Raw genomic sequence first — 25,130 nt, forward strand, 5'->3', positions numbered from 1 at the left:
CGTGGAACAGACCTTCGCAAGCAGCGGCACCGGGCCGGGCATCGACGCCGGCAAGGTGGCGGCCCTTGCCGACGAGGTGCTCGACTGGCGGTTCAAGGCCCTGCCGCCCGAGGCCTGGGGGCTGAGCGTCCGCGACTACCTCGCCACCCGGCCCGCCCTCGCCGGCCTCGGCACCCCGCTGCTCACCCTGGACGCCGCCGCGGTCGACCACAACGTGCGGACCATGGCCGAGTGGTGCGCCAAGGCGGGGGTGGCCCTCGTCCCGCACGGCAAGACGACCATGGCGCCCGCGCTCTGGCAGGCGCAGCTCGCCGCAGGCAGCCACGGCATCACCCTCGCCAACCTGCCGCAGGTACGGGTGGCCCGGGCCTTCGGCGTCCAGCGGATCCTGCTCGCCAACACGCTGCTCGACCCCGCCGGACTGGGCTGGCTCGCGGCCGAGCTCACCGCCGACCCGTCGTTCGCCTTCGTCTCCTGGGTGGACTCCGCCGAGAGCGTCCGGCTGATGGACGAGGCCCTGCGCGCGGCCGGCGCCGAACGGCCGGTCGAGGTGCTGGTCGAACTCGGCGGCCCCGGCGGGCGCACCGGAGCGCGCGGCGTCGAGGAGGCCGTCGAGATCGCCGCCGCGGTACTGCGTGCGCCCACCCTGCGGCTGGCCGGCGTCGGCGGCTACGAGGGGGCGCTGGCCCACGACGCGAGCGAGGAGGGGCTGGCCACCGTCCGCGGCTATCTGCGGGCCCTCGCTGATCTGCACGGGCGGCTCTCCACCGCCTGCTCCAGCGGCGCCGAGCCGATCGTGTCGGCCGGCGGGAGCGCCTACTTCGACCTCGTGGTCGAGGAGCTGGCCGGGCTGCCGGACGCCCTCGTGGTGCTGCGCTCGGGCGCGTACGTGGCGCACGACGACGGCTTCTACCGGGGCATCTCGCCGCTCGGGCGGGGCGCCGGCCAGGCGCCGTTCCGCAGCGCCCTGCACGGCTGGGCGCGGGTGGTCTCCCGCCCCGAGCCGCAACTGGCCCTGCTCGACGCCGGCAAGCGCGACCTGCCGTTCGACGAGGGCCTGCCGGAGCCGCAACTCGTCCGGGGCGGGCCCGGGCTGGCCGGGACGGCCGCCCGGATCACCGCGCTGAACGACCAGCACGCCTTCCTGCGCGACGCGGGCGACCTCGCCCCCGTCGGTGCCGTCCTGCGGCTCGGGGTCTCGCATCCGTGCACCGCCTTCGACAAGTGGACGATGATCCCGGTGCTGGACGACGCGGACAGCCCCGAGCCGAAGGTCACCGGCCTGGTGCGGACGTATTTCTGATGAGGCCTCAGGCGGAAGGGCAGGCCCTCGTCTTCAAGGGCGCCACGGTCGTGGACGGTACCGGCGCCGAGCGGTACCGCGCGGACGTCCGGATCAGCCACGGACTGATCACCGAGATCGGCCACGGCCTCGGCGCCGTCCGGGAGGTGGACGCCGACGGGCTCGTCCTGGCACCCGGCTTCATCGACATGCACGCCCACTCCGACCTGGCCCTGCTGCTCGAACCCGAGCACCCCGCCAAGGTCACCCAGGGCGTCACCTGCGAAGTGCTCGGCCAGGACGGCCTGTCCTACGCGCCGGTGGACGACGGCACGCTCGCCGCGCTGCGCCGCCAGATCGCCGGCTGGAACGGCGACCCCGAGGGCTTCGACTGGGACTGGCGCACCGTCGGCGGCTACCTGGACCGGCTGGACCGCGCCGGCGTCGCCGTCAACGCCTGCTACCTGGTGCCGCACGGCTCACTGCGGATGCTCGCCATGGGCTGGGAGAACCGGGCACCGAGGGCGGCCGAACTCGACCTGATGTGCCAACTCCTGGCCCAGGGGCTGCGCGAGGGCGCGGTCGGCCTCTCCAGCGGCCTCACCTACACCCCGGGGATGTACGCGGACACCGCCGAACTGGTCGAGCTGTGCACCGTCGTCGCGGCGCACGGCGGCTTCCACGCGCCGCACCAGCGCTCCTACGGGGCCGGGGCGCTGGAGGGCTACGCCGAGATGGTGGAGATCGCCCGCCGCTCCGGCTGCCCGCTGCACCTGACCCACGCCACCATGAACTTCGGCGTCAACCAGGGGCGGGCCGGTGAACTGCTGGACCTCGTCGACCGGGCGCTGGACGACGGCGTGGACCTCACCCTGGACAGCTACCCCTACCTGCCGGGCTCCACCACCCTGGCCGCCCTGCTGCCCGGTTGGGCCACCGAGGGCGGCCCGCAGGCCACCCTGGCCCGGCTCGGCGAGGCGGACGCCCGCGAGCGGATCCGGTACGAGGTGGAGGAGAAGGGCAGCGACGGCTGCCACGGGGTGGTCACCGACTGGGAGACCATCCAGATCTCCGGCGTCCGCGCCCCCGGCCTGGCCGCGGTGGTCGGGCGGACGGTCGCCGAACTCGCCGCCGAACAGGGCCGGTCCGGTACCGAGGTCTTCCTCGACCTGCTGTGCCGGGACGAGTTGGCGACCACCATCCTCCAGCACGTCGGCCACGAGGAGAACGTCCGGACGATCATGCGCCACCGCGCGCACACCGTCGGCAGCGACGGCCTGCTGGTCGGCGCCCGGCCGCACCCGCGCGCCTGGGGCACCTTCCCCCGGTACCTCGCCCGCTACAGCCGGGAGCTGGGCGTCCTCACGCTGGAGGAGACGATCGCCCGGATGACCGGCCGCCCCGCCGCCCGGCTCCGGCTGGACCGGCGCGGCCTGATCGCCCCGGGCCACCACGCCGACCTGGTCCTCTTCGACCCCGAACACGTCCAGGACGCCGCCACCTTCGACCAGCCCCGCCGGCCCGCCACGGGCATCGAGTACGTCTTCGTCAACGGCACCGCCGTCATCCAGCAGGGCCGCACCACGGGCGCCCGCCCGGGCCGCGCCCTGCGCCGAACCGACCGAGGGACCCGAGCCGCATGAGCCCCGCACAGCCCCTTCCCGCACAGCCCCTTTCCGCGCGGTCCGCTCCGGCGCAGTCCGTGCTCGCCACCGCCCGGGCCGCGCTGGCCGCCGAGCCGGTGATCGCCGTCGTCCGCGCCCCCCGGATACCGGACGCCGCCGCACTCTGCGCCGCGCTCGCCGAGGGCGGCATCACCTGGGCCGAATTCACCTACACCACACCGGATGTGACGGACCATCTGCGCCGGGCCTCGGCCGAGGGCTGGCGGGTCGGGGTCGGTACTGTGCTCACCGCCGAGCAGGCCGAGCGCGGCGTCGAGGCCGGCGCGTCCTTCCTGGTCACCCCCGGCTGCCGGCCCGAGGTGGCGCACGCCGCACATACCGCCGGAGTGCCGGTCGTGCTCGGCGCGCTCACCCCTACCGAGGTCGCCCAGGCCGTCGACCTCGGGGCCGCCGCCGTCAAGATCTTCCCGGCCAGGGCCTTCGGCCCCGGCTACTTCAAGGACCTGCACGGCCCCTACCCGGAGGTGCCGCTGGTCGCCTCCGGCGGCGTCAACGCGGGCAACGCGGCGGACTTCCTCGCGCACGGCGCGCTCGCGGTCTGCGCCGGCACCGACGTCGTGCCGCCGGCCGTCGTCGCGGCCGGGGACTGGGCCGAGATCACCCGCCGGGCCAAGGCGTTCACGGAGGCGTGTGCGACACGAGCCGCCTGACGCGGACTGTCGGGACGGCCGGGATCGGACGACAATCGTTAGCCCGGCCCCCGGCACCCGGCAGGAGGATCCACCCCCATGACCTCGACCCGACCCGGCCCCGACTGGCTGGCCGACGCCGTCCTCTACCAGATCTACCCGCAGACCTTCGCCGACTCCGACGGCGACGGCATCGGCGACTTCGCGGGCATCACCGGGCACCTCGACCACCTCGCCTGGCTCGGCGTCGACACCGTCTGGCTCAACCCCTGCTTCGCCTCGCCGTTCCGTGACGCCGGGTACGACATCAGCGACTACCTCGCCCCGGCGCCCCGCTACGGCACCACGGACGACCTGGTCGCGCTGGTCGAGGCCGCCCGCCGCAAGGGCATCCGCGTCCTGCTCGACCTGGTCGCCGGCCACACCTCGGACCGGCACCCGTGGTTCCTGGCCGCCGCCGAGGACCCGGGTGACCACCGCTACATCTGGTCCGACCGCCCGGTGGACGGCTTCGTCGCCTCGCCCGGCCGTCGGCCCGGTTGGTACCGGCCGAACTTCTTCGACTGTCAGCCCGCGCTCAACTTCGGTTACGCGCACAGCCGTTCCGACCAGCCCTGGCGCCAGCCGGTGGACGCCGACGGGCCGCGCGCCAACCGCGCCGCCCTGCGGGAGATCATGGCGCACTGGCTCGGCCTCGGCCTGGCCGGCTTCCGGGTGGACATGGCCTCCTCCCTGGTCAAGGACGACCCCGGCTTCGTCGAGACCGCCAAACTCTGGACCGAACTGCGCGACTGGCTCGACCGTGCCCACCCGGGGGCCGCGCTGTTCGCCGAGTGGGGCGACCCGGCCGTCGCCGTCGCGGCCGGGTTCCACGCCGACTTCTTCCTCCAGTTCGGCGGCCCCGACCGGGGCCTGCCGCTGCGCTCGCTGTGGAACAACGGCGCCGGCACCGCCGAGGAGCGCTGGACACAGGGCCCCTGCTACTTCGAGGCCGAGGGCCGCGGCACCCCGCAGACCTTCCTGGACGCCTGGCGCTCCGCCGCCGAACTCACCGGGGGCACGGGCCATATCGCCCTGCCCACCGCCAACCACGACTTCTCCCGGCTCGCCACCGGCCCGCGCACCGCCGAGCAACTCGCCCCCGCCTTCGCCTTCCAGCTCACCTGGCCCACCCTGCCCGCCGTCTACTACGGCGACGAGATCGGCATGCGGTACCTGCCCGGGCTCCCGGACGTCGAGGGCAGTGTGCTCGGGCCGCACTACAACCGGGCCGGCTCGCGCACCCCGATGCAGTGGGAACCGGGCCCGAACGCGGGCTTCTCCACGGCGCCGCCCGAGCGGCTCTACCTGCCCGTCGACCCCGACCCGCACCGCCCCGACGTCGCCACCCAGCGGGCCGATCCGACCTCCCTGCTGCACACCGTCCGCCGGCTGATCTCGCTGCGCCGCGCCCACCCCGGCCTCGGCGCCGGCGGCACGGTCGAGGTGCGGCATGCCGGCTACCCGCTGGTGTACACCCGGGCCGGGCGGTACCTGGTGGCCGTCAATCCGAGGCGCGAGCCGGGGGCGGTGCGGTTCGGGCCGGGCGCGCTCCGGCCGCTGGACGTCCAAGGGGTGCGGATGGTGGACGGGGAGCTGCGGGCCGAGGGCTTCTCCTACGGGGTGTTCGAGCTGGTCTGACCGGGGGCCCCGCGCCGGCTGTTGCTCGGCGGCACGCTGTTGGCCGGCGCGGCCCTGTACGAGGGGCCCGGGCCGCGGCAGTGTGCTCGCCCGGGCGGGGGCCGCCGGTCAGGGGCGGGCCGCTACCCGGCCCGGGGCCCAGGCGGGCGGGTGAAGCAGCAGTCGCCGCAGACCCCGGCGCCCGGGCCGACGCGGTAGTACAGGCAGCAACTGTTCCGGCGGAACGCGGTGTCGCGCGGTCCGAGGGCGCGCAGCACACCGGTGCCGGCCAGCGGCGGGCGGTCCAGCAACTCCGCGACGAGGGCACGGCCGTGGCCGGGTGCCCCGTGGGCGTCCAGCATCCGCAGCGCGCCCGCCAGCGCGGACGCGGCGTTGCCCCAGAGCAGCCGGCCGGCGATCGGCGCCACCGTCCGGACGGCCGCTCCCAGTGGCGTCAACTGGCCCTGGACAACGGACTGGTGGAGCCGCTCGGTGAGCGGTTCACGTCCGGACGGCGCGGGTGCGTACGGCCTCCAGAGATCGATCGGCCCCTGGTCGGGCACCCGGACACGGGCGCGGTCCGGGTCCAGGTCGGGCACCACGCCCAGCAGGAGGGCCGAGCCGAGGCCGACCGACCAGAACCGGGCGGCCAGCCCGAGGTGCAGGATCGACGCTGCCACCCGGGGCTCGGCGGTGCCCAGTCGCTGCGCCACCACGCGCACCCGCCCCGCCAGCAACGAGTCCGGTCCGCCGGCGTACAGCTCGCGCAGCGGCCGGAAGCCCGGGGGCGGGCCCTCCCCGGGGGCGGTGGCGACGTCCAGGGCGAAGTACGGTCCGACGGCGGCCAGTTGCCGGTAGTCCAGCACGGGGGTCACCGGCCGGCGCCCGTCGGGCCGGTGAACACGGCGGGTGGCGCGGAGCGGGTGACGTGTCCGGGCGGGCCGACGGTGACCAGGTGGGCGGCCCGGTCCTGGGCGGCGGGGACGGCGGGAGTCGCGCGGTCGTCGATCATCGGGCCGTCCTCCGGGGATGGTCCGGGGCGTCAGCCCCGCACGGTGAAGTTGCCACTGCTGGTGCGGATGAACGCTACCGCGCCCCGGAAGTCCGGGACGGGCCGACCGAACGCTCCCCGGAGCCGGCCGAGCCGGTCGGCGCGGCCGTTGTCCTGGACGGTGATCGAGACCTTGGAGCCCACGAGCCGGCGACCGGGGAACCACGGTGCCTCGCCCCGGGTGATCACGCCCGTGGCGACGGCGTCCCGGCTGCGGCCGGATCCGCTCCGGTGTCCTGCGGTCCGTCAGTTCTGCCGCACGGGAGTGGAATCGCTCCGCCCGGGAAAGATTCCGCCCTCCCCCGGGAGGGCCGTGCCCGCCGTACCGCCGGGACCGGCCCCGTAGGCTCGGGCGCATGCGTACCGACCCTCCGCCCCCGGCCTTCGTCGCCCCGGTTCGCCGGTTGCTGGCCGCCGGCGCCGTCCTGGTGCTGCTGGCCCCGGTGGTGCCGGCCCGCCCGGGTGACCGCGCGGCGGCCCTGCTCGTCGCCGCCATGGCCGCGCTCGCGGTGCTGGTGGCGACGGTCCGGTGGCCGGCCCGGAGGGTGACGCTCGGGGCGGCCGCCGTCGTCGTGGCCGCCGCCTCGCTGGCACTCGACGCGGGCTACTCGGGCCTCTACCGGCTCCCCGCGTTCTGGCTGCCCTTCGAGTGGCTCGCCCTTCTGGTGCTGCTCGGCCGGGCGATACGCCGGGTGCCGGGCCGATGGGTGGGCGCGGTGGCGGCCCTGGTCGGCCTGGCGACGCTCCTGGTGCCGCTGCGCTTCACCCTGCGGACCCCGCACGGTGGATGGCAGGACTCGCTGGTTGCCCTCCTGCTCTCGCTCCTCCCGGCCGTCGGCGTCGCCGGGGCGGGCCTCTACCTACGGGTGCTGGACACCCGCCGGGAGCGCGCGGTGGCTCGTGCCCGCCGCGAGCAGCGACTCGAAGTGGCCCGGGGACTGCACGACTTCGTCGCCCACGAGATCACCGGCATCGTCCTGGAGGCACAGGCCGGCCAGCTGCCCGGCCAGGACCGGGAGGAGACGGCCGCACTGCTGCGCCGTCTGGAGGAGGCCGGACTGCGGGCGCTGGACTCGATGGACGAGATGGTGGGTGCCCTGCGCGACCCGCAGTCCGACGCGGCGGCGGCCGGCCGGACGTCCGGTGCCACCCGGATCCGCGGGCTGGCCGATCTTCCGGAGCTGGTCGGCCGCTTCGCCACGACCGGCCCCGCTGGTGCCGAGGTCCGCGCCACCGTCGAGCTGGCGCCGGATGCCACCGGAGTGCTCTCCGCCGAGGCCGAGGCCACCGTGTACGCCGTCGTCCTGGAGTCGCTGACCAATGTGCGGCGGCACGCGCCGGGCGCCACCGAGGTGGCCGTCCGGGTGACGGCCGGTCCCGGCCGGGCGGTCGAGGTGTCGGTGACGAACGACGGCGGGGCGGCGCGCGGCCCGAAGGGCCTGCTGCGCCGTCGCGTGGGCGGCGGCACCGGGCTGGCGGGCCTGGCCGAACGCGCCGCGGCGCACGGCGGCACCCTGGAGGCGGGCCCGCACCGGCCGTCCGGCTGGCGGACCGTCTGTGTGCTGCCGGTGCGGTAGGCGGCCCGGCCCGGGCGGGGCGCGCGGTCGGCCGGGTGCCGGGTATCTGCCGAACGGCAGATGGCAGCGGCGGGCGCAGCGGCGAGGCTCGTAGTCGTCACCGACCCGCTCCTGCCGGAGGATCCACCTCATGACCAGTACCCCGTCCGTCCGCCGGGCGTTTCCCCGAATGTCTGCCCGGGCGTCTTCCGGGCGGGCGCCCGCCACCGTTCTGGCCCTGGTCCTGGCCGCCTTCGTCTCGTCGGCCGCCGTCACCGGCTGCGCGACGGCGAAGGACGCCACCCCTGAGGAGAAGGTCTTCAGCTACGGCGGAACCACCCTCGACGTGCGTGCCCACGGCCTCCCCACCGATCTGGTCGCGACGGACCGTCAGGATGTCAGGGTGATCCGCTGGTTCGAAGCGCGGGTCATCGGTTCCAAGGAAGCCAGTTGGAGCCTGGACGGTGATGCCCTCGACCTCAGGGCCGGCTGCAACGGCATCGCCAACTGCGATGTGAGGTTCCGGGTGGAGGTGCCGCGCGGTCTGACCGTCCTGCGTGACGGCCGGGCGACCGACCTCGGGGGCAACGCCTCCTGACACCGGCCGTCCTTGCCTCCGGTGTCCGGGTGGGGTGGTGGTGCGCCCGGGGGCGTGGTGCCGACGCGGCCCGGTGTGGCCGGGGCCGTCGGCGTGCGAGACTGCTCGGCGTGACGAGCCCGAACCCGCAGCCCATCCGCACGTTGATCGCGGACGACCAGGAGGCGGTCCGCCGGAGCGTGCGGCGGATTCTGGACGCCCAGCCCGACATCGAGGTGGTCGGTGAGGCCGCCGACGGCGCCGCCGCGCTCGAACTCGCCGGGCAGCTGCGCCCCGACGTCGCTCTGGTCGACATCCGGATGCCCCGGATGGACGGCCTGGAACTGACCCGCAGGCTGGCCGGACCGGGTGCCGTCACCCCGGTCAGGGTGGTCGTGCTGACCACCTTCGACCTCGACGAGTACGTCTATCCGGCCCTGCGGTACGGCGCGTCGGGTTTTCTGCTGAAGCGTTCCGGCCCGGCGTTGCTGGCCGAGGCGGTCCGGGCGGCGGCGGGCGGCGAGAGTCTGATCAGCCCGTCCGTCACCGTCCGCCTGCTGGAACACGTCACCGCGCCCCGGCGTGCCGAGCGGCGGCCCGGACCGGTGGTGCCGCTCACCGAGCGGGAGGTGGAGATCGCCGGACAGGTGGCGGCGGGCCGGACCAACGCGGACATCGCCGCCGAGCTGTTCATCTCACCGGGCACGGTCAAGACGCATGTCGCCAGCATCCAGCGCAAGCTCGACGTGCCGAACCGGGTCGGCATCGCCGTGCACGCCTGGGAGATGGGGTACCCGGTGCCGGCCGCCGGGGGCCGCGCACCCTGAACCGTCCCGGAGGCCCCGGGACGCCCCGGGGGTGTCCGGCGTCGGCCTGCGGTGTTCCGGGCACCGGTGAACCTGCGAGGCCGGGGTGGCCTCCGGACTACGTCCTCCGGCCTGTTAGTTCGATCGTCGACCGAGGTACCAGCGGCAGACCTTGATCCGTCTCGATCTGTCGCCACTGCCTCCTGCGGTCAAACTCCCACTGTTACCTCGCAGGTTCACTACCATCATGCGCCTCTTACGGCCCAGGCACCAGGGGTTTCCGGTCCGGAATCGGGCAATTCGGGAATATTCCGGACCGGTGGCGCGAGGCGTGGCCCCGGGGCGGTCATCACCGCAGCGCGTCCTTGCGCAGGAACCGCTTCAGCCGCTGCCAGGGCCAGGTGTTGATCACGTCCTCGGCGGTCAGCCAGGCCCGTTGGGCGGTGCCGATCCCGTACACCGGGTAGGCCAGTTGCGGGGTGGAGTGGGCGTCGCTGTCGATCGAGAACCGCACCCCGTGCCGTTTCGCCCGCAGCACGTCCTCGTCCCGCAGGTCGAGCCGCTGCGGCGAACTGTTGATCTCGATCGCGGTGCCGGTCCGGGCGGCCGCCTCGAAGACGGCGTCCAGATCGACGTCGATCGGCCCGCGCCGGCCGATCCGCCGCGTGGTGAGATGGCCGATGACGTGCACGTAGGGGTTCTCGCAGGCGCGGATCAGGCGGCGGGTCTGGGCGGCCCGGTCGGCGCCGAAGTGCGAGTGCACCGAGGCCACGCACACATCGAACCCGGCCAGGAACTCGGCGGGCCAGTCCACACCCCCGTCGGGGCCGATGTTCAGCTCCGTGCCGTGCAGCAGGCGCATTCGCCGGTGCCGGCCGGCCAGTTCGCGCAGCCGCTCGCGCTGGGCGAGCATCTTCTCGTCCGTCATCCGCTGCATGACCAGGTCCGGCGCATGGTCGGTGACCGCGTAGTAGGCGTAGCCGCGGGCGGCCGCCGTGTCGATCATCTCCTCCAGGGTGGCCAGGCCGTCGGTGAGGTCGGTGTGGGTGTGCAGGTCGCCGCGGAGGTCGCGTTGGGTGACCAGGTCCGGCAGTTCGCCGCGCAGGGCCGCCTCGATCTCGCCGCGGTCCTCGCGCAGCGGCGGTGCGATCCAGGGCAGACCGAGCGCCGCGTACACCTCCTCCTCGGTCGCCGAGACCACCTTCTTCCCGCTCTCGGCGCCGAACAGCCCGTACTCCGAGAGCTTCAGCCCGGCCCGGACGGCCATGGTGCGCAGCTTGATGTTGTGCGCCTTGGAGCCGGTGAAGTACACCAGCGCCGCGCCCCAGTCCTCCTCCGGCACCACCCGGAGGTCGACCTGGAGGCCCTTGGCGGTGCGCACCGAGGTCTTGGTCGGGCCCTGCGCGATCACCTCGGTCACGTACGGGAGTCCGGCGAGCGCGGCCATCAGCGGTGCGGAGTCCTCGGCGGTGGCGAGCACGTCGATGTCGCCGACGGTCTCGCGCATCCGGCGCAGCGAACCCGCGTAGGCGCAGCGGGTGCAGCCCGGCACGGCCGCGATCGCCGCGACGATCTGCTCGGCCTGCTCGGTGGCCGCGTCGAGCAGCGTCCGCCCGCCGGACTGCCGCAGCAGTTCGATGCCGTGCAGGATCTTCTCGCCGCTGCGCGCGCCGAACCCGGGCACCTCGCGCAGCCGTTCGGCGCGGATCGCCTCGGCGAGCTGGTCGACGGAGGCGATGTCGAGGTCGCGGTAGAGGGCGAGCGCGCGTTTGGGACCGACGCTGGGGACGGCCATCACCTCGCGGACGCCGGCCGGGATCATGGCCCGCAGCTTCTCCAGGGACTCCATCCGGCCGGTCGCGAGGTACTCGGCGATCTTTTCGGCGGTGGACTTGCCGACGCCGGGGATCTGCTGGAGCCCCTTGGTGTCCAGCCCGGCGACGTCCTCCGGGAATCCGCCGACCGCGCGGGCGGCCTTCTCGTAGGCGCGGGCCCGGAAGGCGTCCCCGCCGGTGATCGAGATCAGGTCGGCGTACTCCTGGAGCAGCTCCTGGACCTGGTCGTTGAGCCGGGGCACAGGGCCAGTTTAGGGCGGGCGGGGTGATCGGGCCGGGTGGGCCGATCGGTCGGGGAGGTCGGGGAGGTCGGGGAGGTCGGGGGCGCGGGGGTGTTCCGGTGCGCCGGGGCTCTGGTGTTGTCGGGTGCGCTCCGCCGGAGGGTGGGCGCGCCCCGCCGCTCGGGGGGTACGGGTCCAGCCGTTCGGCGGGGTGCGGTGGTTGGTTCGCGCCCTGGAGCCGGATTGTCACCCGTCCGGTGCGGGCGCAGGCTTGGCGGAAGGGCCGGTGAGGCGGCCTGTTCCGGCCCGCCGCGCACCTGACGGTGGCCGCCGGTGAGGCGCGAGAGGTACAGCGATGGCACGCGGGAAGCTCTGGGCCTATGTCGCGTCGGGTGCCCGGGCGCTCGGCGGGTTCGGCGCGTTCGGGGGCTTCGGTGGCGGGTTCGGCGTGGGCGGGGACGGCGTCGGCGAACCCGACGAAGGCCCGGGCCGGTCCCACCCGGGCTCGATGGCCGGGCCGCGGGTGCTGTCCCGGCCCGAACTGGACCGGGTGCACTGGACGGACCGCCCGGAGGGCTGCCCCGCGCAGGCGCACCACGTCCAGGTGGCCGAGCTGGTGCAGCGGGTGCTGCGCGGCGGCGGTCGGGCGGCCCAGGTCGCCAACCGGGTGCCGGTCGGTCTGCCGGTCGTGGTCGCGGACGCCCGTCGACTGGAGTCGGCGCTGGCCGGGCTGGTCGATCACGCGATCCGGCGCAGCCCGCTCGGCGGCAGGGTGCTGGTCAGGGCGGACGCGGTGACCGGACCGGGTGGGCCGGGGCGGTCGGGGCAGGTGGGGTCCTCGACGCGCTCGGGGTATGCGGGGCAGTCGGGGTACTCGGGGCAGGAGAAGGCGCGGGTGGAGATCCGGGTGGTGGACCGCGGTGCCTGCGAACTCCCCGGGGCGCGCCCGTGGTTGATCGAGGGCGGGCGCCCCGGCGGCCCGGTCGGCCTGGCGGTGCAGGGCCTGGTGAGCGCGGCCGGCGCCCGTCTGGAGGTCGAACAGACGCCCGGCGGCGGTCTCACCCTGGTGCTGACCCTCCCGGTGGCCCGCGACTGACCCGTGTGGGCGGGCCGCCCTGTTCGGGTGGCCCTGCTCGGGCTGGCGGCGCGAGGCCGCGGTCCAGTCGCCCGGGGACGGTTCCGTCCCCGGGCTTCGTGCTTTCCTCCTGCCGTTCACCCGGAGCCCGGGCCTGGCGTCGGCCTGTCGTCCGCAGTGCGCGACGGAACCGCCAATACTTCTTCGCAAATAACCCTTTGCGAAGAAGTGTTTGCGGTTCTACGCTGCTGCCATGACCGAAGAACGCCGGTGGCCGCACAGTTCGGACCCGCAGACCGATGTCGTCCTCGATGCCAAGGGCCTGCGGGCCCTGGCCCATCCCGTGCGGGTCCAGCTGATCGGGCTGCTGCGCAGGCACGGCCCGTCCACCGCGACCAGGCTCGCCGAGCGGATGGGGCTGACCTCGGGCGCGACCAGCTATCACCTGCGCCAGCTCGCCGCCGCGGGCTTCGTCGCGGAGGACACCGAGCGCGGCAACGCCCGCGAGCGGTGGTGGAGGTCCGTCCACCAACTCACCTGGTGGACGGACATGGAGCTGGCCGACGAGGAGCCGGAGGCCGCCCTCGGTTACCTGCGGTCGATCGCTGCCGTACACACGCTGACCGCGCAGCGGGCCCTGAACGCGTACGAGACCATGCCGCGCGACTGGCGGCACGCGCTCGATCTCAGCGACTGGGGGCTGCGGCTCACCCCCGAGGAGGCCCACGGGCTGGCGGAGGAGCTGGCGGCCGTCGTCGGGCGCTACCGCAGGGCGGACACCGAGGGGGCCGCTCCGGACGGCACCGAGCGGGTGGCGGTGGTCGTCCAGCTGCTGCCCGATCCCGAGGGCGAGGGCGGGGACGAGGGCGCTTCGGCCGGATCGGGGGAGCGGTCATGACGACCGTGGACTCGCCGGCTGCCGCACCGCCGCGCAGCGTCCGGCCGCTGGCCGGGGTGCTCGCGGCGACGGCCGTCTCGCTGACCGGCACCCGGGTCTCGGCCATCGCCCTGCCCTGGTTCGTCCTGGCCACCACCGGCAGCGCCACCATGACGGGCCTGGTCGCCTTCGTCGAGATGACGCCGTATGTGCTGGTCAAGGCGTTCACCGGGCCGCTGATCGACCGGCTGGGCCCGCGCGTCGTCTCCTGGACGACGGACGCGGTGAGCGCCGTCGCCGCAGGCCTCGTCCCGCTGCTGCACGGTCTGGGCGTGCTGCCGTTCTGGCTGCTGCTGATCATGGTCGCGGTGGTCGGCGCGGCGCGCGGGCCGGGGGACTTGGCCAAGGAGGTGATGGTCCCCGAGGCGGCCGACCGGGCCCGGGTGCCGCTGGAGCGGGCCACCGGGCTCTCGGGAGTCACCGAACGGCTGGCCTCCACGGTCGGCCCGGCGGTGGGCGGCGGTCTGGTCGCGCTGCTGGGGCCGATGGCCGGTTTGGCGGTCAACGCGGCCGCCTTCGCGCTGGGTTCGCTGGTCATCGCGCTCGCCCTGCCCCGGGGCATGGGGCGGGCGGTGGCCGCCGCGCAGCCGGCGGCGGAGGGCACCAAGGCGCAGGACGAGCGGGAAGCGCTTGGCGAGCCGGGCGAGCAGGCCGGCTACTGGCGGATGTTCCGGGAGGGCTTCACCTTTCTCCGCGGCGAGCCGTTGCTGCTCACCGTCATCGTGATGCTGGCGGTGACCAACCTGCTGGACGCCGGCTTCATGACGGTACTGGTGCCGGTCTGGGCCCGGGAGTCCGGCGGCGGCCCGGCCGCCATCGGCCTGACCGGCAGCGCCTGGGGGATCGCGGCCGTCACCGGAAGCCTGATAGCGGCGGCCGTCGCCCACCGGCTTCCACGCCGGGCGGTGTTCTTCGCGGGCTTCCTGCTCTGCGGGGCGCCGAGGTTCCTGGTCCTCGCGCTGGACGCGCCGATGTGGGCCGTGCTCGCGGTGTTCGCGGTGGGTGGCTTCGGCTCGGGATTCCTCAACCCGATCCTCGGTGCGGTCCTGTTCGAGCGCGTGCCGCGGCGCCTGCTCGGCCGCGTCCGCGCCCTCGGTGACTCCCTGGCCTGGGCCGGGATCCCGCTCGGCGGCCTGCTCGCCGGTTCGGCGGTGGCCTTCGCCGGGCTGATACCCGTGCTGTTCGTGAGCGGAGGCCTGTACTTCGCCACCACCATGCTGGCCGGCCTCCGCCCGGAGTGGCGGGAGATGGACCGTCTCCGCGGCCAGGGGCAGGCGGCGGACGTCCCCGATTCGGCGTCGCCCGAGCGGTCGGCGGTGTCGGCGTAGGGGTGTCAGGAGGTGATCCGGGCCCTGGGGAGGGGCGGGGTCGACCTGCCGACGGGTGGGTCAGAAGCGGGCCGGGCGGCCGGCCCAGTGGAGCAGGACGACACCGACCAGTGCCGCCAGCACGCACCAGATCGACACGAAGGCCAGCCGCCACAGTACCGAGCAGAGGACGGCCCCCGTGCCGGTGAGCACGCCGAGGCGGCGCAGCAGGCGGTCGCCGCTGAGCAGCAGGGCGCCGACGGTGGTCAGCAGGTAGCCGGTCAGCAGGGCGGCCGGGTGCGGGACGCCGATGCCGTAGGTGAGGGTGCGGCCGTGTTCCGTGGCCGTCACGGGGTGGGTCGCGGCGGCCACCGCCAGCGGGACGGCGACGAGCGCGCCGAGCAGGGCGAGGCCGGCGAGCGCCTTCCGGCGGTGCGGACCGCCCGCCCGGCCCGGTTCGTGGGCCGCGCACCACACCCCGGCCGGGACCAGCACCGGCAGCATGGGCAGCGCGATCGCCGCCCGTGCGGTCCGGGCCCACCCGGCCGGTCCGGCAGGAAGTTCACCGTCCGCGCCGAGCCAGACCGCGGCCTCGACCAGCTGATGCACGCCCAGCACGAGCGGGAGCGCCGCCAGCGGCAGCCGTTCCGGCCGTCCGGTGCGGAGCGCCTCGCCAGGCAGAGCACACCGATGCCCGAGACCGCTCCGCCGGCGACCAGATCCGCCTGCGCGCTCCAGCACATCCGCCGGCCCGCCGGCTACCGGGCAGGTCTGGTGTCGTCGGCGCTCCCGGCCCGGGTCTTCCCGGCCCTGGCGTTCTCGGTTCCGGCGTTCTTGGTTCCGGTGCCGCTGCCGGCCGTCGGCGACTCGGCACCGGCCCGTTCGGCACCGGCCCGCTCGAGGTCGGGCGGCCCGCCGGCGTCCTTGGGCGGGTCGCCGACGCTTCCGGGCATCGCCGGGTGGCGTCCGATGACGATCACCCCGACCACGATGGCCAGCAGCCCGGCCGACTCCCAGGCCAGCGCGCCGGGGGTGATCCGCAGGCGGTCGCCGAGAAAACCGACCGCGCAGGCGATCCCGGCGAGCGGCTGGGCCGCCGTCAGCGCGGGCAGTGACATCCGCAGCGGTGCGGCCTCGAAGGCGCTCTGCACCAGCAGCAGTCCGACCACGCCCGCCGCCACCACGGCATACGGCTGCCAGCTGCGCAGGACGGCGTCCAGCCCGTCGTGGTCGAGGCGCTGCGTCGTCGTACGGGTGAGCGCGTCCTGGAGCCCGTAGAGCAGACCGGCGGCCAGGGCGAGCAGGGTGGCCTCCTCGAACAGCGGCAGCCGACGGGCGAGCGAGACCAGCAGCAGGGTCAGCCCGACCACCGTCCCGACCACCAGCCAGTGCCGCAGCTCCCCGGCCGGCGGACCGCCGCCGGTGGGGCGGCCGGCCAGGATGAAGGCCGTCACCCCGAGGCCGAGCAACAGCACCCCGGCCCAGCCCGAGCGGCCGAGGCTCTGACGGGTCAGCACCCGGGAGAGCGCCATGGCGAACAGCAGGTTGGTCGCGAGCAGGGGTTCGACCAGGGAGACCTCGCCCTGGTTGAGCGCGAGCGCGGAGAGCACCAGACCGCTGACCATGAAGCCGGTGCCAAGCAGCCACTCGGGCATCCGCATCAGGTCGAGCAGCAGGCGCCAGTGCAGCAGATCGGCACGAGGGGCCCGCTGCGCCGCGTGCTGCTGGAGGACGAAGCCGAGGCCCAGGCAGCAGGCGGCGCTCAATGCGAGAAGGAAGACCGCCACGGAGGGACCACCCGAACGTCGCTGATGGCGCCGCCCCGGCGGTCTCTGGGTTCGACGGCGGTCGCGGCGCGCTCTGGCCAGCGTACCGCCGGGGCTGGGCGCCGGCCGGTCCGGCCGCGCTTGCCGCCGTGGGCGTGGCGGGCGCACGCTGGTGTGAGCGGCTTTGTGAGCGGCCGTGTGCTCCGGCATCCGTGCCGGTCCGAGCAGGCGCGACGGGGGCCGGCGCCAGGAGGTGTGGCATGCACAACCAATGGGATGTGGAGCTGAGCTTCGAGGAAGACGGTGTGCACACGGGGTGCGACGCGAGGCTGACCGGGGCGAGAGCGCCGGGCCTCAGCGCCCACGGGGAGTCCGTGAAGAGCGCGGAGGACCGTCCGCTCGCCCGGATCGGCGAGGAGGTCGCGGCGTCCCGCGCCCTGGAGGCGCTCTCCCGCAAGTTGCGGGCCCAGGCGGCCGGGGAGATCGAGGACGAGGGGCACCGGCCCGGTTATCTGATCTACTGACCGCGGTGTCCACCGGAGCTACCGGCTGCGGCGTCTACCGGCCGCGACCGGCCGCGACGTCGCCCGCCGATTCGACCGGGGCTGACCGGGGCCGACCGGGGCTGACCGGGACCGCTCGTGGCCGCCGCCCCGCCTGGCGCGGAGGCGGCGGCCCGGCGCGGTTCACCGTCGTGCGGCCGCGTCGCGCGCCTCGTCGAGTGCCACCTCGCCGGCCGCGGCGGCTTCCCCCTGCGGGACGGCCTTCGGGCCCGGCTTCGAGCGCGGCACGAACAGCACCGCGATCACGGCCGCCGCACCCAGCAGCGCGGCGGTCACCACGAACGCCCGGTCGTACCCGGCCGCCAGTGCCGCCGCCGGTGTGTCACCCGACTCGGACGCGTGCCGGGTGGCGGTGACCGCGAGGGTGGAGAGCACCGCGAGGCCGATGCTGCCGCCGCACTGGCGCCCGGCGTTCAGCAGCCCGCTGACCAGCCCGGCCTCGTGCGGGGCGACCCCCGAGGTGCCCATCGAGGTGTTGGTGACCATGCAGATCCCGATGCCCACACTGGCCACCAGGGACGGCCCGACGAACGCGGTCAGATAGCCGGACGACTCGTCGAGCCCGCCGAACCAGAGCATCCCGAGGCCGGCCAGCAGCAGGCCGCCGGTGAGGGCGGCCCGGCCGCCGAAGCGGGCGGTGAGCCGGCCGGCGACCATACTGCCCGCCATCGTCCCGGCGCAGAACGGGAGGAACGCCGCGCCCGCCGCCAGCGGGCCGTAGTGCAGCACGTTCTGCAGGTGCAGCGAACAGAAGTAGAAGCCGACCAGCATCGAGGCCCCGATCAGGGTGACGATCACGCTCGCGACCCACGCCGTACGGACCTTGAGCACGCCGAGCCGCACGATCGGCGCGGCGGCGAACCGGGCCTCCCAGGCCACGAAGGCGAGGCCGAGCAGCAGGGCCGCGCCGAGGGTGCCGAGCGTCCGGGCCGAGCCCCAGGGGTGGCGGTCGGTCTCCATCAGCCCGTAGACCAGGACGGTCATCGCGGTGGTGCCGAACACCGCGCCGACGACGTCCAGCCGGCCGGTGCGCTGCGGGCGGACGGCCGGTATCGACCGCAGCGCCAGCAGGGCGGCCACCAGCACGATGGGCGCGTTGACGAAGAACACCCAGCGCCAGTCGAGCAGGTCGGTCAGCACGCCGCCGAGCAGGACGCCCAGTGCGCTGCCGCCGGCGGTCACCATCGACCAGATGCCCAGTGCGCGGGCGCGGGCCGGTCCCTCGGCGAAGGTCACCATGATCAGCGTCAGGCTGATCGGAGCCAGCACCGCGCCGGCGACGCCCTGCCCGGCGCGGGCGGCGATCAGCTGGGCGGGGGTCTGGGCGAGCCCGCCGAGGACGGAGGCGATCCCGAACAGCACCAGCCCGGAGAGCAGCGCGCGGCGGTGCCCGGCGAGGTCGGCGATCCGGCCGCCGAGCAGCAGCAGGCCGCCGAAGGCGAGTGCGTAGGCGTTGACCACCCACGGCAGCGCGCTGTCGGCGAAGCCGAGCGCCTGGCCCATGGCGGGGAGCGCGATGTTCACGATGCTGGCGTCGAGCGTGACCATCAGCTGGCAGACGCAGACGGTCGCGAGGACGATGCCGGGGCGGGAGTGGCCGTGGGCGGGGGAGCTGGGCCCGGCGGGTGCTGTCCTGACGGTGGATGGGGCGGCTTGGGGCATGGCGACCTCCGACGATGCGAACGTTGTTCGCGTAAGGTAAGCCTTACTTAATGACGTGTGCAAGCGCGCTGCTGGGAGGGGGTGCCGTGGCAGGATGACGGGATGTCTGAGCAGAGCGGTCCGGCCGCATCCGGCGAGTCCGGCGGTTCCGGCGGGACGGGCGGTCCGGGCGAGGCGGCCGACCGGGGCCGGTACGGACGCCGTCGCCCCCGGCCCGGGCTGACGACGGCCGGGGTGGTCGCGGCCGGGCGCCGGGTGATCGAGCGCGACGGGATCGAAGCCCTGACGATGCGTGCCGTGGCGACCGAACTCGGTACCGCGCCGGCCTCGTTGTACCGGCATGTCACCGACCGCGACGCGCTCCTGCTGGCCGTCCTGGAGGAGATCGCCGCAGGCCTGCCGGTGGACGTGCCGGGCGCCGATCCGAAGGCCCGGCTGCTGCGGCGTCTGTGTGACGCCCACGACTACATGGCCGGACACGCCTGGGTGCTGCACATCCTGATCCGGGGCGAACTCGTCGCCGAGAACGCCCTCCACTTCAGCAACGCCTGCCTCGCCGACCTGATGGCCGCCGGCCTCCCGCCCGCCCGGGCCATGCCGGCCTACCGGTCCTGCTGGCACCTCGTCCTCGGCGAGCTGCTCGCCGACCACCCGGTGAGCCCGCCCCGCGAACCCAGCCAGCGCCGCACCGTTCTCGCCTCCGTCGACGCCCGGCGGCTGCCGGACCTGGCCCGCGCCCAGGCGGCGGACCCGTACCGCGGGCCGGGCGCGCACTGTGCCGAACTCGCGGTGGCGTTGCGGGCGTTGATCGACGGTCTGGTGGGAGCGGAGGAGTGAGGGGCGTGCCTCCTCGCCCTGAACGGCGCGGTGGGGCCGGCGGGTGAAGGGAAGGCCCGAACGGCCGCAGTGTGTCATCGGGGGTCCGTAGAGTGACGGCATGATGCGCCCGAACCCTGTAACCGCCGGTGACGAACGGACGCTTCGACGGCTGATCGGCGAGGCCGGGCTCGCGCCGTGGGAGCGCGAGCTGGTGGAGGTGGCCGAGCACGGAATCGCCCTGGGGCCACGCCCCGCCGGCTTCGAGGGGCCGGAGCCGTTCTCCCGCTGCGGCGGCGTGCCGACCGTTCCGCCCGGCTTCAGGTGGCCGTGTACCGGGTCCGGACCGGATGCGCTGCCGGACTGCTTCGTCGCCCAGATCGATCTGGCGGAGGTCTCGCGGGAGGACGTCAACGGGCTGCTGCCGTCCCACGGCCTGCTCTACTTCTTCTTCCTCGGCCATGACGGCTTCGGTGGCCGCGACCCGGTGACCGTCCTCTTCTTCCCGGACGGGGTGGCCGCCGACACCACGCCCTACGATGTGGCCTCCGATCCGGCGTTCGCCGATGCCACCGCCGGCTGGGGCGCCCCGCCGTGGGAGTTCACCGGCCCGCCGGCCCCGCTGTACGCCGTCGGCAAGGCCATGCTGGCGCGGGTCGAGCGGTTCCACGACGAGCCGCTCGTCGACCTCCCCGACGAGGCCGCCGACCGTCTGGCCGCGCTGGGGTCCGCCGCCTTCGACGTCGCGCCGGAGCGCCACGCGTACCTGGTGCTGCTCGGCCCCGACCGGGAGACGGACCAGTACGTGGTGCCGCCGCACGGCCTCGGCCCGGAACGGATCCTGCTCGATGCGGGGCGCCCGGACTTCACCGAATGCCCGCTCTACTACGTCATCCGCGACGAGGACCTCGCCGCCGCCGACTTCAGCCGAATCGAGGCGGTCACCGTCCAGCGGTGACCCGCTCCGGGGCGCGGGCCGTGACGTGCCGGCGGTCCGCACCGCCGGTGACGCTGAAATGCCGGTAACGGGGGCATGCCGCTCAGCCCTTGATGAGCGGATCGTATGGCTCACCCTCCGGCGTGAAGACCAGAGTGAAGTCCTTGCCCGCCTCGGTGGCGACCTCGCGCAGGCGAGCCAGGACTTCGGCCTCAGTGGGGAGGTCGATGCCGAGAGCCGCAGCCGCGCGGTCCCGCCGAACTGTCAGGTCGGGCATGTCCTCCACGTACTCGGCCGCCAGCTCGCGGCTCTCCTCCGCGGTGAACGCCCGGCAGTCGCGCCACCAGGGTGCGACCAGGAGGAGCCGCAGCAGCTCCGGCAAGCCGATCGCGACCAGAGCCGCGCCGCCTTCGGAATCCGCATACAGGACTGGACGTTCCTCGGCACCATCGCCGCAGAAGAAGTACGTGCCCCCGGCTCCATCGCCCGCGAAGCCTTCCAGCGCCGCGCCTGACGCGAGGTGGACCTCCTCGCCGTGGTCCCCCCGGCCGAGGTCGAAGTCGCCCGGCCAGGCCAGGAAGCGGGCAGCCTCGTCGTGTTCGACAATGGCGGTGATCAGCGATTGCATGCGTCGCACCTTAGCGGCCGGCAAGGACAGTCCTGGGCGACCGTGTTCGCCGTGTCCGTCCGGGGGCTGCTGTCGTGCCGGTCAGGGGCGGGCGGCCAGGAAGTCCGTGAGCCGGAGGTTGAGTTCGGCGGGCCGGGCCATCGGGAGGGTGTGGTGCGAGACCCCGGGCAGGACGGTCACCGCGGCCTCGGGGAGGGCGCCCCTGGCCCGGTCGGCCACCCGCAGGGCGTCGTGCGCGCGGCGGTGCTCCGCCGGCAGGACCAGCACCGGTGCGGTGAGCCGTCGCAGGCGGTCGGCGGTCGGCCGGGGGCCGGTGACCACCCGCGAGGCCGGGAAGCCGGCGTGCCCGAGCGCGTACACCTCGCGCCAGTCGGCGTCGAGGCCGTCGCCCCGGCTCTCCCAGTCCAGCTACGAGCGGGCCCGCGCGGCGCTGCGGGGCGGGAGGAAGAGCGGCAGCGCCCGCAGCGGGTAGCCGGGGCGGAAGCCCGCGAAGCACTGGGCCGGGTCGAGCGGCGCCAGCCGGCCGACCCGCGCCGGGGCGTGCAGCGCGTACTCCAGGGCGATCCACGTGCCGTACGAGTGGCCGCAGAGATCGGCCTCGGTGACGCCGGGTCCGTCGAGCACCGCGTCCAGCCAGGCCGGCAGCCCCGGCACCCCGCCGAGCGCGGGACCGTCGTGACGTGCGGGCGAAAGGACGGCAGGGTGGAGGACCGGATGGGCAGTGAGGTGGACAGCCGTGAGGACGAACCGCGGGACCCGGTGCGGCTGGTCCACCTGCTGCGCGGGCTGACCGTCGAACTCGATCTGTTCGGCGCCGAGTTCGCCGGCCGCCACGGTCTGCACCCGACCGATCTGCGGGCGCTGGTCACCCTGCTTGGACGCCGCCCGCGCCGGGCGGGTGGTCACGCCCGGCCGGCTCGGCGGGGCGCTGCGGCTGAACTCGGCCGGAACCACCGGGCTGGTGGACCGCCTGGAGCGGCTCGGCCTGATCCGCCGCGAGCGCGATCCGGGGGACCGGCGGAAGGTCCGGCTGGTGGTCGAGGAACGCGCGATGGAGCTCGGGCAGGCGTTCTTCGGGCCGCTGATCGCCGGTCCGGTGGGGGCCATGGGCCGTTTCGACGCGGCCGAACTGGCGACGGCCCGGTGCTTTCTGCCGGCCATGACCGAGGTGGTGGCCGCGGCCTGGGAGGAGTGACGCCGCCACGCTCCCGGGCCACGCCCCCGGCGTCTGCGGCTCGTCGGGGTCGCGGTCCGCTACGGCCGCAGCCCGGCGAACTCGTCCAGCACCGCGACCCGCAGTTCGTGCGCGCCGTCCGCGCGGGTCTGCTCGTAGTACAGGTACCAACTGCCCCGGGCCGCGACCACGTCGGCGTAGCGGACGCCCAGCCAGGGACCGTCCTCATCGAGCCGCCGCCAGTCGCGAAGGTCGGTGGAGACGGCGAGGCCGCAGCGCTCCTCGTAGTTGCCGCCCGCGTCGGCGGAGCCGTCGTAGAGCGCGAGCCAGCCGCCCCGGCCGTCCGGCAGGACGGCGGTGATCCGGGACTCGTACGCGTCCCAGCCCGCGCCCACGTCCAGCACCTCCGAACCCCGGCCCGCCGGGGCGGTGAAGCGCAGACCGTCCGGTGAGACGGCGAGCGCGCTCGGCTGGACGGTCAGGCCGGTGGTGTGGATGTCGGCGTCGGCGTGGGCGGCGGCGCGTTCCTCGGGGGAGAACGCCCGGGCCCGGGAGACCGTCGCGAACAGCTGGACGGCGCCGTCGTGTTCGAGCAGGTACGGGTCCTTGACGCCCTCGGTGCCGGTGCCGGCCGCGGTGAGCACCGGCGTGCGGGTGGCGAGGTCGAAGGCGTCCGGGGAGTCGGCCCGGACGACGTCGATGCGCCAGCGGTTGTCGGCCGGGTCGACGTAGCTGAGGTAGAGCAGGTAGGAGCCGTCGCGCCGCAGCAGGGCGAAGCGTTCCATCGAGGGGGAATCCAGTTCGGCGCGCTCCACCGACCAGAGGTCCCGGAACTCGACGCCGTCGGTGCTCTCGGCCACCGCGCAGCGCCAGCCGCGGTCGCGTCCGCCGCCCGCGCCGCCGTCCAGGCCGCGCGGGCGGCGCTCGCGGTAGGTGAGCAGAAAACGGTCGCGGTCGGCCTCATAGCGGATGCTCGGGCAGCCGGCCCAGTAGCCGGGATCGGGCCGTTCGGGGGCGCGGACGACGATCGAGCCGCCGAGGTCGGGAGGGGTGGGCAGAGCGGTGGGGGACACGGTGGACCGTCCTTGTCGAGGCGGGTGATGGGCTCCGGCAGTTTCTATCAGATCGATAGAAAGTAGGGGATGGTGCGCCCATCGCCACCGCCAGGCCGTGGCCTGGGCGCCTCCCTGTGTGGCCTGCGGGCTTCTGTGAATCCCGTGTTTCACCCTGTGGCGATCGGACAACACCGACCGCTCTGGCCTTGACCACCTCCGGAAGATCGGGAAAGACTTCTTCTCAGAGTCAATCAAATGTCGGGTCAGCGACCCTCGCACCGGCACCCCGAAAAGACCGCAGAGGACGACCGACCCGATGACAGCCCCCACCACCGACGCGCCCGGCTACGGCGGTCTCGGCCTGTACGTCGGCGACATCCACAACCACTGCGGCATCAGCTACGGCCACGGGTCCATCGAGGATGCCTACGCCAACGCCCGGCTCCAGCTCGACTTCGCCAGCGTCACCGGCCACGGCTGGTGGCACGACCTGCCCGAACGCACCCCCGAACTGGCCTCCCTGGTGGACTACCACACGGAGGGCTTCGCCCGGCTCGCCCGGCGCTGGGAGCACGTTCAGGAGGTCACCGCCGCCGCCCACCAGGACGGGCGCTTCGTCACCTTCCAGTCCTTCGAGTGGCACAGCCTCGCCTACGGCGACCACTGCGTGTACTTCGACGGCCCGCGCGGCGAGATCATCCGGGCCGGCAGTCTGGAGGAACTGCGCGCCCGGCTGCGCCGGCTCGCCGCCGAGGGCGTCCGGACCTGGGCGATCCCGCACCACATCGGCTACGGCACCGGACGGCGCGGCATCAACTGGTCCACCTACACCGAGGAGTTCGCCCCGGTGGTGGAGATGATGTCGATGCACGGCTGCGCCGAGTCCGACGAGGCGCCGCGCGCCTATCTGCACACCATGGGCCCACGCGACACCACCGGCACCGCCGTGCACGGTCTGCGGCTGGGCCACCGGTTCGGCCTGATCGGCTCCACCGACCACCACAGCGCCTTCCCCGGCAGCCACGGCCACGGACGACTGGCCGTCTGGGCGCCGGAGTTGACCCGCACCGGGATCTGGGACGCGATCCAGCAGCGCCGCACCTACGCCATCACGGGCGACCGCATCCTGCTCGCCACCTCCGTCAACGACACCCCGATGGGCGCCGAGACCGCCCCCGCGGCCCGCCGCCGGATCCGGGCCACCGTGCACGGCCGGGACGCCCTCGACCATGTCGAGGTGCTGCGCAACGGCGTCCCGATCCACCGCGTCAGCCGCCACGAACTCCTGGGCGGCGAGGGCTCGTCCACCGGATTCGACGGCACGCTCGGCTTCGCCGTCGGCTGGGGCAGGCGCGGCGAGCCGGTCCGCTGGGACGTCACCCTGCGCGTCGAGGGCGGTCGACTGCTGGACGTCCAGCCCAGGTTGCGCGGGTCCGAGACGGTCGCCCCGGCGGAGGCCGAACCGGCGGACCACCGGCCGTCCGACTGGCAGCGCACCGGGCCCGCCGAGATACGGCTGCGCACCGTGACCGACGGCAACCCCAACACCGCCACCGACAGCACCCAGGGCTTCTCGCTGCGGGTCGCCGGGGACGCCCGCACCCGGCTGGCCGCCGTCGTCAACGGTGTCGACACCTCCTGGTCCGTCGCCGAGCTGCTGGAGGGGCCGCGCAGCGGATTCACCGGCGGGTTCGTCTCCGGCGCCTACCGCTTCGACCGGGCCGTGCCCGCCCGCGAGCTCACCGCCGAACTGGACCTGGTGGACGAACGCCCGGCCGGGGACGCCGACTTCTACCACGTACGGGTCCGGCAGACGAACGACCAGTGGGCCTGGTCGAGCCCGACCTGGGTAGGGCCGGCGACGCGGTCCTGTCGCCGGGCCGGCTGACGCAGCCGTCGGCCGGCCGTA

26 protein-coding genes are annotated in these 25,130 nt (G+C 74.6%); 15 read left to right on the forward strand and 11 right to left on the reverse strand.

Annotated elements, in window-relative coordinates:
- The first annotated feature begins 1 nt into the window (after position 1).
- The 4 genes from ACIP82_RS05665 to ACIP82_RS05680 all read left to right on the forward strand — a co-directional run bounded on the left by ACIP82_RS05665 (position 2) and on the right by ACIP82_RS05680 (position 5,276).
- Entirely contained in the window at positions 2–1,303 is a 1,302-nt protein-coding gene (locus tag ACIP82_RS05665) for an alanine racemase (RefSeq protein WP_400651219.1), read from the forward strand.
- The gene (locus ACIP82_RS05670) at positions 1,303–2,925 is read left to right on the forward strand and encodes an amidohydrolase family protein (protein ID WP_400651221.1); all 1,623 of its coding nucleotides are present in this window, start codon (positions 1,303–1,305) and stop codon (positions 2,923–2,925) included. The genes ACIP82_RS05665 and ACIP82_RS05670 overlap by 1 nt, the downstream gene beginning before the upstream one ends.
- Entirely contained in the window at positions 2,922–3,617 is a 696-nt protein-coding gene (locus ACIP82_RS05675) for a bifunctional 4-hydroxy-2-oxoglutarate aldolase/2-dehydro-3-deoxy-phosphogluconate aldolase (protein WP_400651223.1), read from the forward strand. The genes ACIP82_RS05670 and ACIP82_RS05675 overlap by 4 nt, the downstream gene beginning before the upstream one ends.
- A gap of 78 nt (positions 3,618–3,695) precedes the next feature.
- On the forward strand, positions 3,696–5,276 hold the full coding sequence (locus ACIP82_RS05680) for an alpha-amylase family glycosyl hydrolase (RefSeq protein WP_400651225.1): 1,581 nt from the start codon (positions 3,696–3,698) through the stop codon (positions 5,274–5,276).
- 122 nt (positions 5,277–5,398) lie between these two features.
- Here ACIP82_RS05680 and ACIP82_RS05685 read toward each other — a convergent pair whose 3' ends face one another.
- From ACIP82_RS05685 to ACIP82_RS05695, 3 genes are read right to left on the reverse strand one after another with little or no spacing between them, the layout of a single operon-like run.
- Positions 5,399–6,130, reverse strand: a complete 732-nt coding sequence (locus ACIP82_RS05685) for a (2Fe-2S)-binding protein (RefSeq protein WP_400651227.1) — start codon at positions 6,128–6,130, stop codon at positions 5,399–5,401.
- Positions 6,127–6,267 carry a hypothetical protein gene (locus tag ACIP82_RS05690; protein WP_363609095.1) on the reverse strand — a complete coding sequence of 47 codons (141 nt, stop codon included), beginning with the start codon at positions 6,265–6,267 and terminating at the stop codon, positions 6,127–6,129. The genes ACIP82_RS05685 and ACIP82_RS05690 overlap by 4 nt, the downstream gene beginning before the upstream one ends.
- Before the next feature lie 30 nt (positions 6,268–6,297).
- Positions 6,298–6,450 carry a hypothetical protein gene (locus ACIP82_RS05695; protein WP_400651229.1) on the reverse strand — a complete coding sequence of 51 codons (153 nt, stop codon included), beginning with the start codon at positions 6,448–6,450 and terminating at the stop codon, positions 6,298–6,300.
- Between the two features lie 212 nt (positions 6,451–6,662).
- Between ACIP82_RS05695 and ACIP82_RS05700 the strand changes: the two genes are divergently transcribed.
- The 3 genes from ACIP82_RS05700 (at position 6,663) to ACIP82_RS05710 (ending at position 9,266) form a co-directional block, all read left to right on the forward strand.
- A complete protein-coding gene (locus ACIP82_RS05700; protein ID WP_400651231.1) occupies positions 6,663–7,883 on the forward strand; it encodes a sensor histidine kinase in 1,221 nt (406 codons plus the stop codon).
- 130 nt (positions 7,884–8,013) lie between these two features.
- On the forward strand, positions 8,014–8,460 hold the full coding sequence (locus ACIP82_RS05705; protein WP_363609090.1) for a hypothetical protein: 447 nt from the start codon (positions 8,014–8,016) through the stop codon (positions 8,458–8,460).
- Positions 8,461–8,570: 110 nt separating this feature from the next.
- On the forward strand, positions 8,571–9,266 hold the full coding sequence (locus ACIP82_RS05710; RefSeq protein WP_363609088.1) for a response regulator transcription factor: 696 nt from the start codon (positions 8,571–8,573) through the stop codon (positions 9,264–9,266).
- 328 nt (positions 9,267–9,594) lie between these two features.
- Here the strand turns inward: ACIP82_RS05710 and polX are convergent, their stop codons facing one another.
- Positions 9,595–11,322, reverse strand: coding sequence for a DNA polymerase/3'-5' exonuclease PolX (gene polX, locus ACIP82_RS05715; protein WP_400651236.1), 1,728 nt, complete (start codon positions 11,320–11,322; stop codon positions 9,595–9,597).
- A gap of 334 nt (positions 11,323–11,656) precedes the next feature.
- On the opposite strand from polX, the gene ACIP82_RS05720 reads away from it, so the two are divergent.
- The 3 genes from ACIP82_RS05720 to ACIP82_RS05730 all read left to right on the forward strand — a co-directional run bounded on the left by ACIP82_RS05720 (position 11,657) and on the right by ACIP82_RS05730 (position 14,641).
- Entirely contained in the window at positions 11,657–12,397 is a 741-nt protein-coding gene (locus ACIP82_RS05720; protein WP_400651239.1) for a sensor histidine kinase, read from the forward strand.
- Positions 12,398–12,629: 232 nt separating this feature from the next.
- A complete protein-coding gene (locus ACIP82_RS05725; RefSeq protein WP_363609082.1) occupies positions 12,630–13,274 on the forward strand; it encodes a helix-turn-helix domain-containing protein in 645 nt (214 codons plus the stop codon).
- Positions 13,271–14,641 (forward strand): MFS transporter, encoded by a 1,371-nt coding sequence (locus ACIP82_RS05730; protein WP_400651242.1) that lies wholly within the window; start codon positions 13,271–13,273, stop codon positions 14,639–14,641. The genes ACIP82_RS05725 and ACIP82_RS05730 overlap by 4 nt, the downstream gene beginning before the upstream one ends.
- A gap of 60 nt (positions 14,642–14,701) precedes the next feature.
- Here ACIP82_RS05730 and ACIP82_RS05735 read toward each other — a convergent pair whose 3' ends face one another.
- Positions 14,702–15,238, reverse strand: coding sequence for a DUF6629 family protein (locus ACIP82_RS05735; RefSeq protein ID WP_400651245.1), 537 nt, complete (start codon positions 15,236–15,238; stop codon positions 14,702–14,704).
- Between the two features lie 140 nt (positions 15,239–15,378).
- Complete coding sequence (locus tag ACIP82_RS05740) at positions 15,379–16,407, reverse strand: DMT family transporter (protein WP_400651248.1); 1,029 nt, start codon at positions 16,405–16,407, stop codon at positions 15,379–15,381.
- Between the two features lie 239 nt (positions 16,408–16,646).
- Here ACIP82_RS05740 and ACIP82_RS05745 point away from each other — a divergent pair, with 239 nt between their 5' ends.
- A complete protein-coding gene (locus ACIP82_RS05745; protein WP_363609074.1) occupies positions 16,647–16,910 on the forward strand; it encodes a dsRBD fold-containing protein in 264 nt (87 codons plus the stop codon).
- A gap of 162 nt (positions 16,911–17,072) precedes the next feature.
- Here the strand turns inward: ACIP82_RS05745 and ACIP82_RS05750 are convergent, their stop codons facing one another.
- Positions 17,073–18,611 (reverse strand): MFS transporter, encoded by a 1,539-nt coding sequence (locus ACIP82_RS05750; protein ID WP_400651252.1) that lies wholly within the window; start codon positions 18,609–18,611, stop codon positions 17,073–17,075.
- A gap of 102 nt (positions 18,612–18,713) precedes the next feature.
- Here ACIP82_RS05750 and ACIP82_RS05755 point away from each other — a divergent pair, with 102 nt between their 5' ends.
- Positions 18,714–19,448 carry a TetR/AcrR family transcriptional regulator gene (locus tag ACIP82_RS05755; RefSeq protein WP_400651255.1) on the forward strand — a complete coding sequence of 245 codons (735 nt, stop codon included), beginning with the start codon at positions 18,714–18,716 and terminating at the stop codon, positions 19,446–19,448.
- Between the two features lie 100 nt (positions 19,449–19,548).
- Positions 19,549–20,385, forward strand: coding sequence for a DUF1963 domain-containing protein (locus ACIP82_RS05760; protein ID WP_400651258.1), 837 nt, complete (start codon positions 19,549–19,551; stop codon positions 20,383–20,385).
- An 82-nt stretch (positions 20,386–20,467) separates the two neighbouring features.
- Here the strand turns inward: ACIP82_RS05760 and ACIP82_RS05765 are convergent, their stop codons facing one another.
- From ACIP82_RS05765 to ACIP82_RS05775, 3 genes are all read right to left on the reverse strand, one after another.
- Entirely contained in the window at positions 20,468–20,992 is a 525-nt protein-coding gene (locus ACIP82_RS05765) for a hypothetical protein (RefSeq protein WP_363609066.1), read from the reverse strand.
- Positions 20,993–21,073: 81 nt separating this feature from the next.
- Positions 21,074–21,352 carry a hypothetical protein gene (locus tag ACIP82_RS05770; protein WP_363609064.1) on the reverse strand — a complete coding sequence of 93 codons (279 nt, stop codon included), beginning with the start codon at positions 21,350–21,352 and terminating at the stop codon, positions 21,074–21,076.
- Positions 21,353–21,400: 48 nt separating this feature from the next.
- Entirely contained in the window at positions 21,401–21,898 is a 498-nt protein-coding gene (locus tag ACIP82_RS05775; protein ID WP_400651261.1) for an alpha/beta fold hydrolase, read from the reverse strand.
- On the opposite strand from ACIP82_RS05775, the gene ACIP82_RS05780 reads away from it, so the two are divergent.
- Positions 21,867–22,187, forward strand: coding sequence for a MarR family winged helix-turn-helix transcriptional regulator (locus ACIP82_RS05780; protein WP_400651264.1), 321 nt, complete (start codon positions 21,867–21,869; stop codon positions 22,185–22,187). The two genes, ACIP82_RS05775 and ACIP82_RS05780, sit on opposite strands and share 32 nt — an antisense overlap.
- Before the next feature lie 59 nt (positions 22,188–22,246).
- On the opposite strand, the gene ACIP82_RS05785 is transcribed toward ACIP82_RS05780, so the two are convergent.
- Entirely contained in the window at positions 22,247–23,239 is a 993-nt protein-coding gene (locus ACIP82_RS05785) for a hypothetical protein (protein ID WP_400651267.1), read from the reverse strand.
- Positions 23,240–23,537: 298 nt separating this feature from the next.
- Here ACIP82_RS05785 and ACIP82_RS05790 point away from each other — a divergent pair, with 298 nt between their 5' ends.
- The gene (locus ACIP82_RS05790) at positions 23,538–25,109 is read left to right on the forward strand and encodes a DUF3604 domain-containing protein (RefSeq protein ID WP_363609058.1); all 1,572 of its coding nucleotides are present in this window, start codon (positions 23,538–23,540) and stop codon (positions 25,107–25,109) included.
- Positions 25,110–25,130 lie beyond the last annotated feature (21 nt).

This window comes from Kitasatospora sp. NPDC088548 (assembly GCF_044753005.1).
In the GTDB taxonomy this organism is placed as follows: Bacteria; Actinomycetota; Actinomycetes; order Streptomycetales; family Streptomycetaceae; genus Kitasatospora.

Bases quoted from the DNA above. Each gene is read 5' to 3' on its own strand.
- ACIP82_RS05670 (WP_400651221.1), top strand. From the start codon at position 1,303: ATGAGGCCTCAGGCGGAAGGGCAGGCCCTCGTCTTCAAGGGCGCCACG.
- ACIP82_RS05675 (WP_400651223.1), top strand. From the start codon at position 2,922: ATGAGCCCCGCACAGCCCCTTCCCGCACAGCCCCTTTCCGCGCGGTCC.
- ACIP82_RS05680 (WP_400651225.1), top strand. From the start codon at position 3,696: ATGACCTCGACCCGACCCGGCCCCGACTGGCTGGCCGACGCCGTCCTC.
- ACIP82_RS05690 (WP_363609095.1), bottom strand. From the start codon at position 6,267: ATGATCGACGACCGCGCGACTCCCGCCGTCCCCGCCGCCCAGGACCGG.
- ACIP82_RS05700 (WP_400651231.1), top strand. From the start codon at position 6,663: ATGCGTACCGACCCTCCGCCCCCGGCCTTCGTCGCCCCGGTTCGCCGG.
- ACIP82_RS05705 (WP_363609090.1), top strand. From the start codon at position 8,014: ATGACCAGTACCCCGTCCGTCCGCCGGGCGTTTCCCCGAATGTCTGCC.
- ACIP82_RS05720 (WP_400651239.1), top strand. From the start codon at position 11,657: ATGGCACGCGGGAAGCTCTGGGCCTATGTCGCGTCGGGTGCCCGGGCG.
- ACIP82_RS05725 (WP_363609082.1), top strand. From the start codon at position 12,630: ATGACCGAAGAACGCCGGTGGCCGCACAGTTCGGACCCGCAGACCGAT.
- ACIP82_RS05730 (WP_400651242.1), top strand. From the start codon at position 13,271: ATGACGACCGTGGACTCGCCGGCTGCCGCACCGCCGCGCAGCGTCCGG.
- ACIP82_RS05745 (WP_363609074.1), top strand. From the start codon at position 16,647: ATGCACAACCAATGGGATGTGGAGCTGAGCTTCGAGGAAGACGGTGTG.
- ACIP82_RS05750 (WP_400651252.1), bottom strand. From the start codon at position 18,611: ATGCCCCAAGCCGCCCCATCCACCGTCAGGACAGCACCCGCCGGGCCC.
- ACIP82_RS05755 (WP_400651255.1), top strand. From the start codon at position 18,714: ATGTCTGAGCAGAGCGGTCCGGCCGCATCCGGCGAGTCCGGCGGTTCC.
- ACIP82_RS05760 (WP_400651258.1), top strand. From the start codon at position 19,549: ATGATGCGCCCGAACCCTGTAACCGCCGGTGACGAACGGACGCTTCGA.
- ACIP82_RS05765 (WP_363609066.1), bottom strand. From the start codon at position 20,992: ATGCAATCGCTGATCACCGCCATTGTCGAACACGACGAGGCTGCCCGC.
- ACIP82_RS05790 (WP_363609058.1), top strand. From the start codon at position 23,538: ATGACAGCCCCCACCACCGACGCGCCCGGCTACGGCGGTCTCGGCCTG.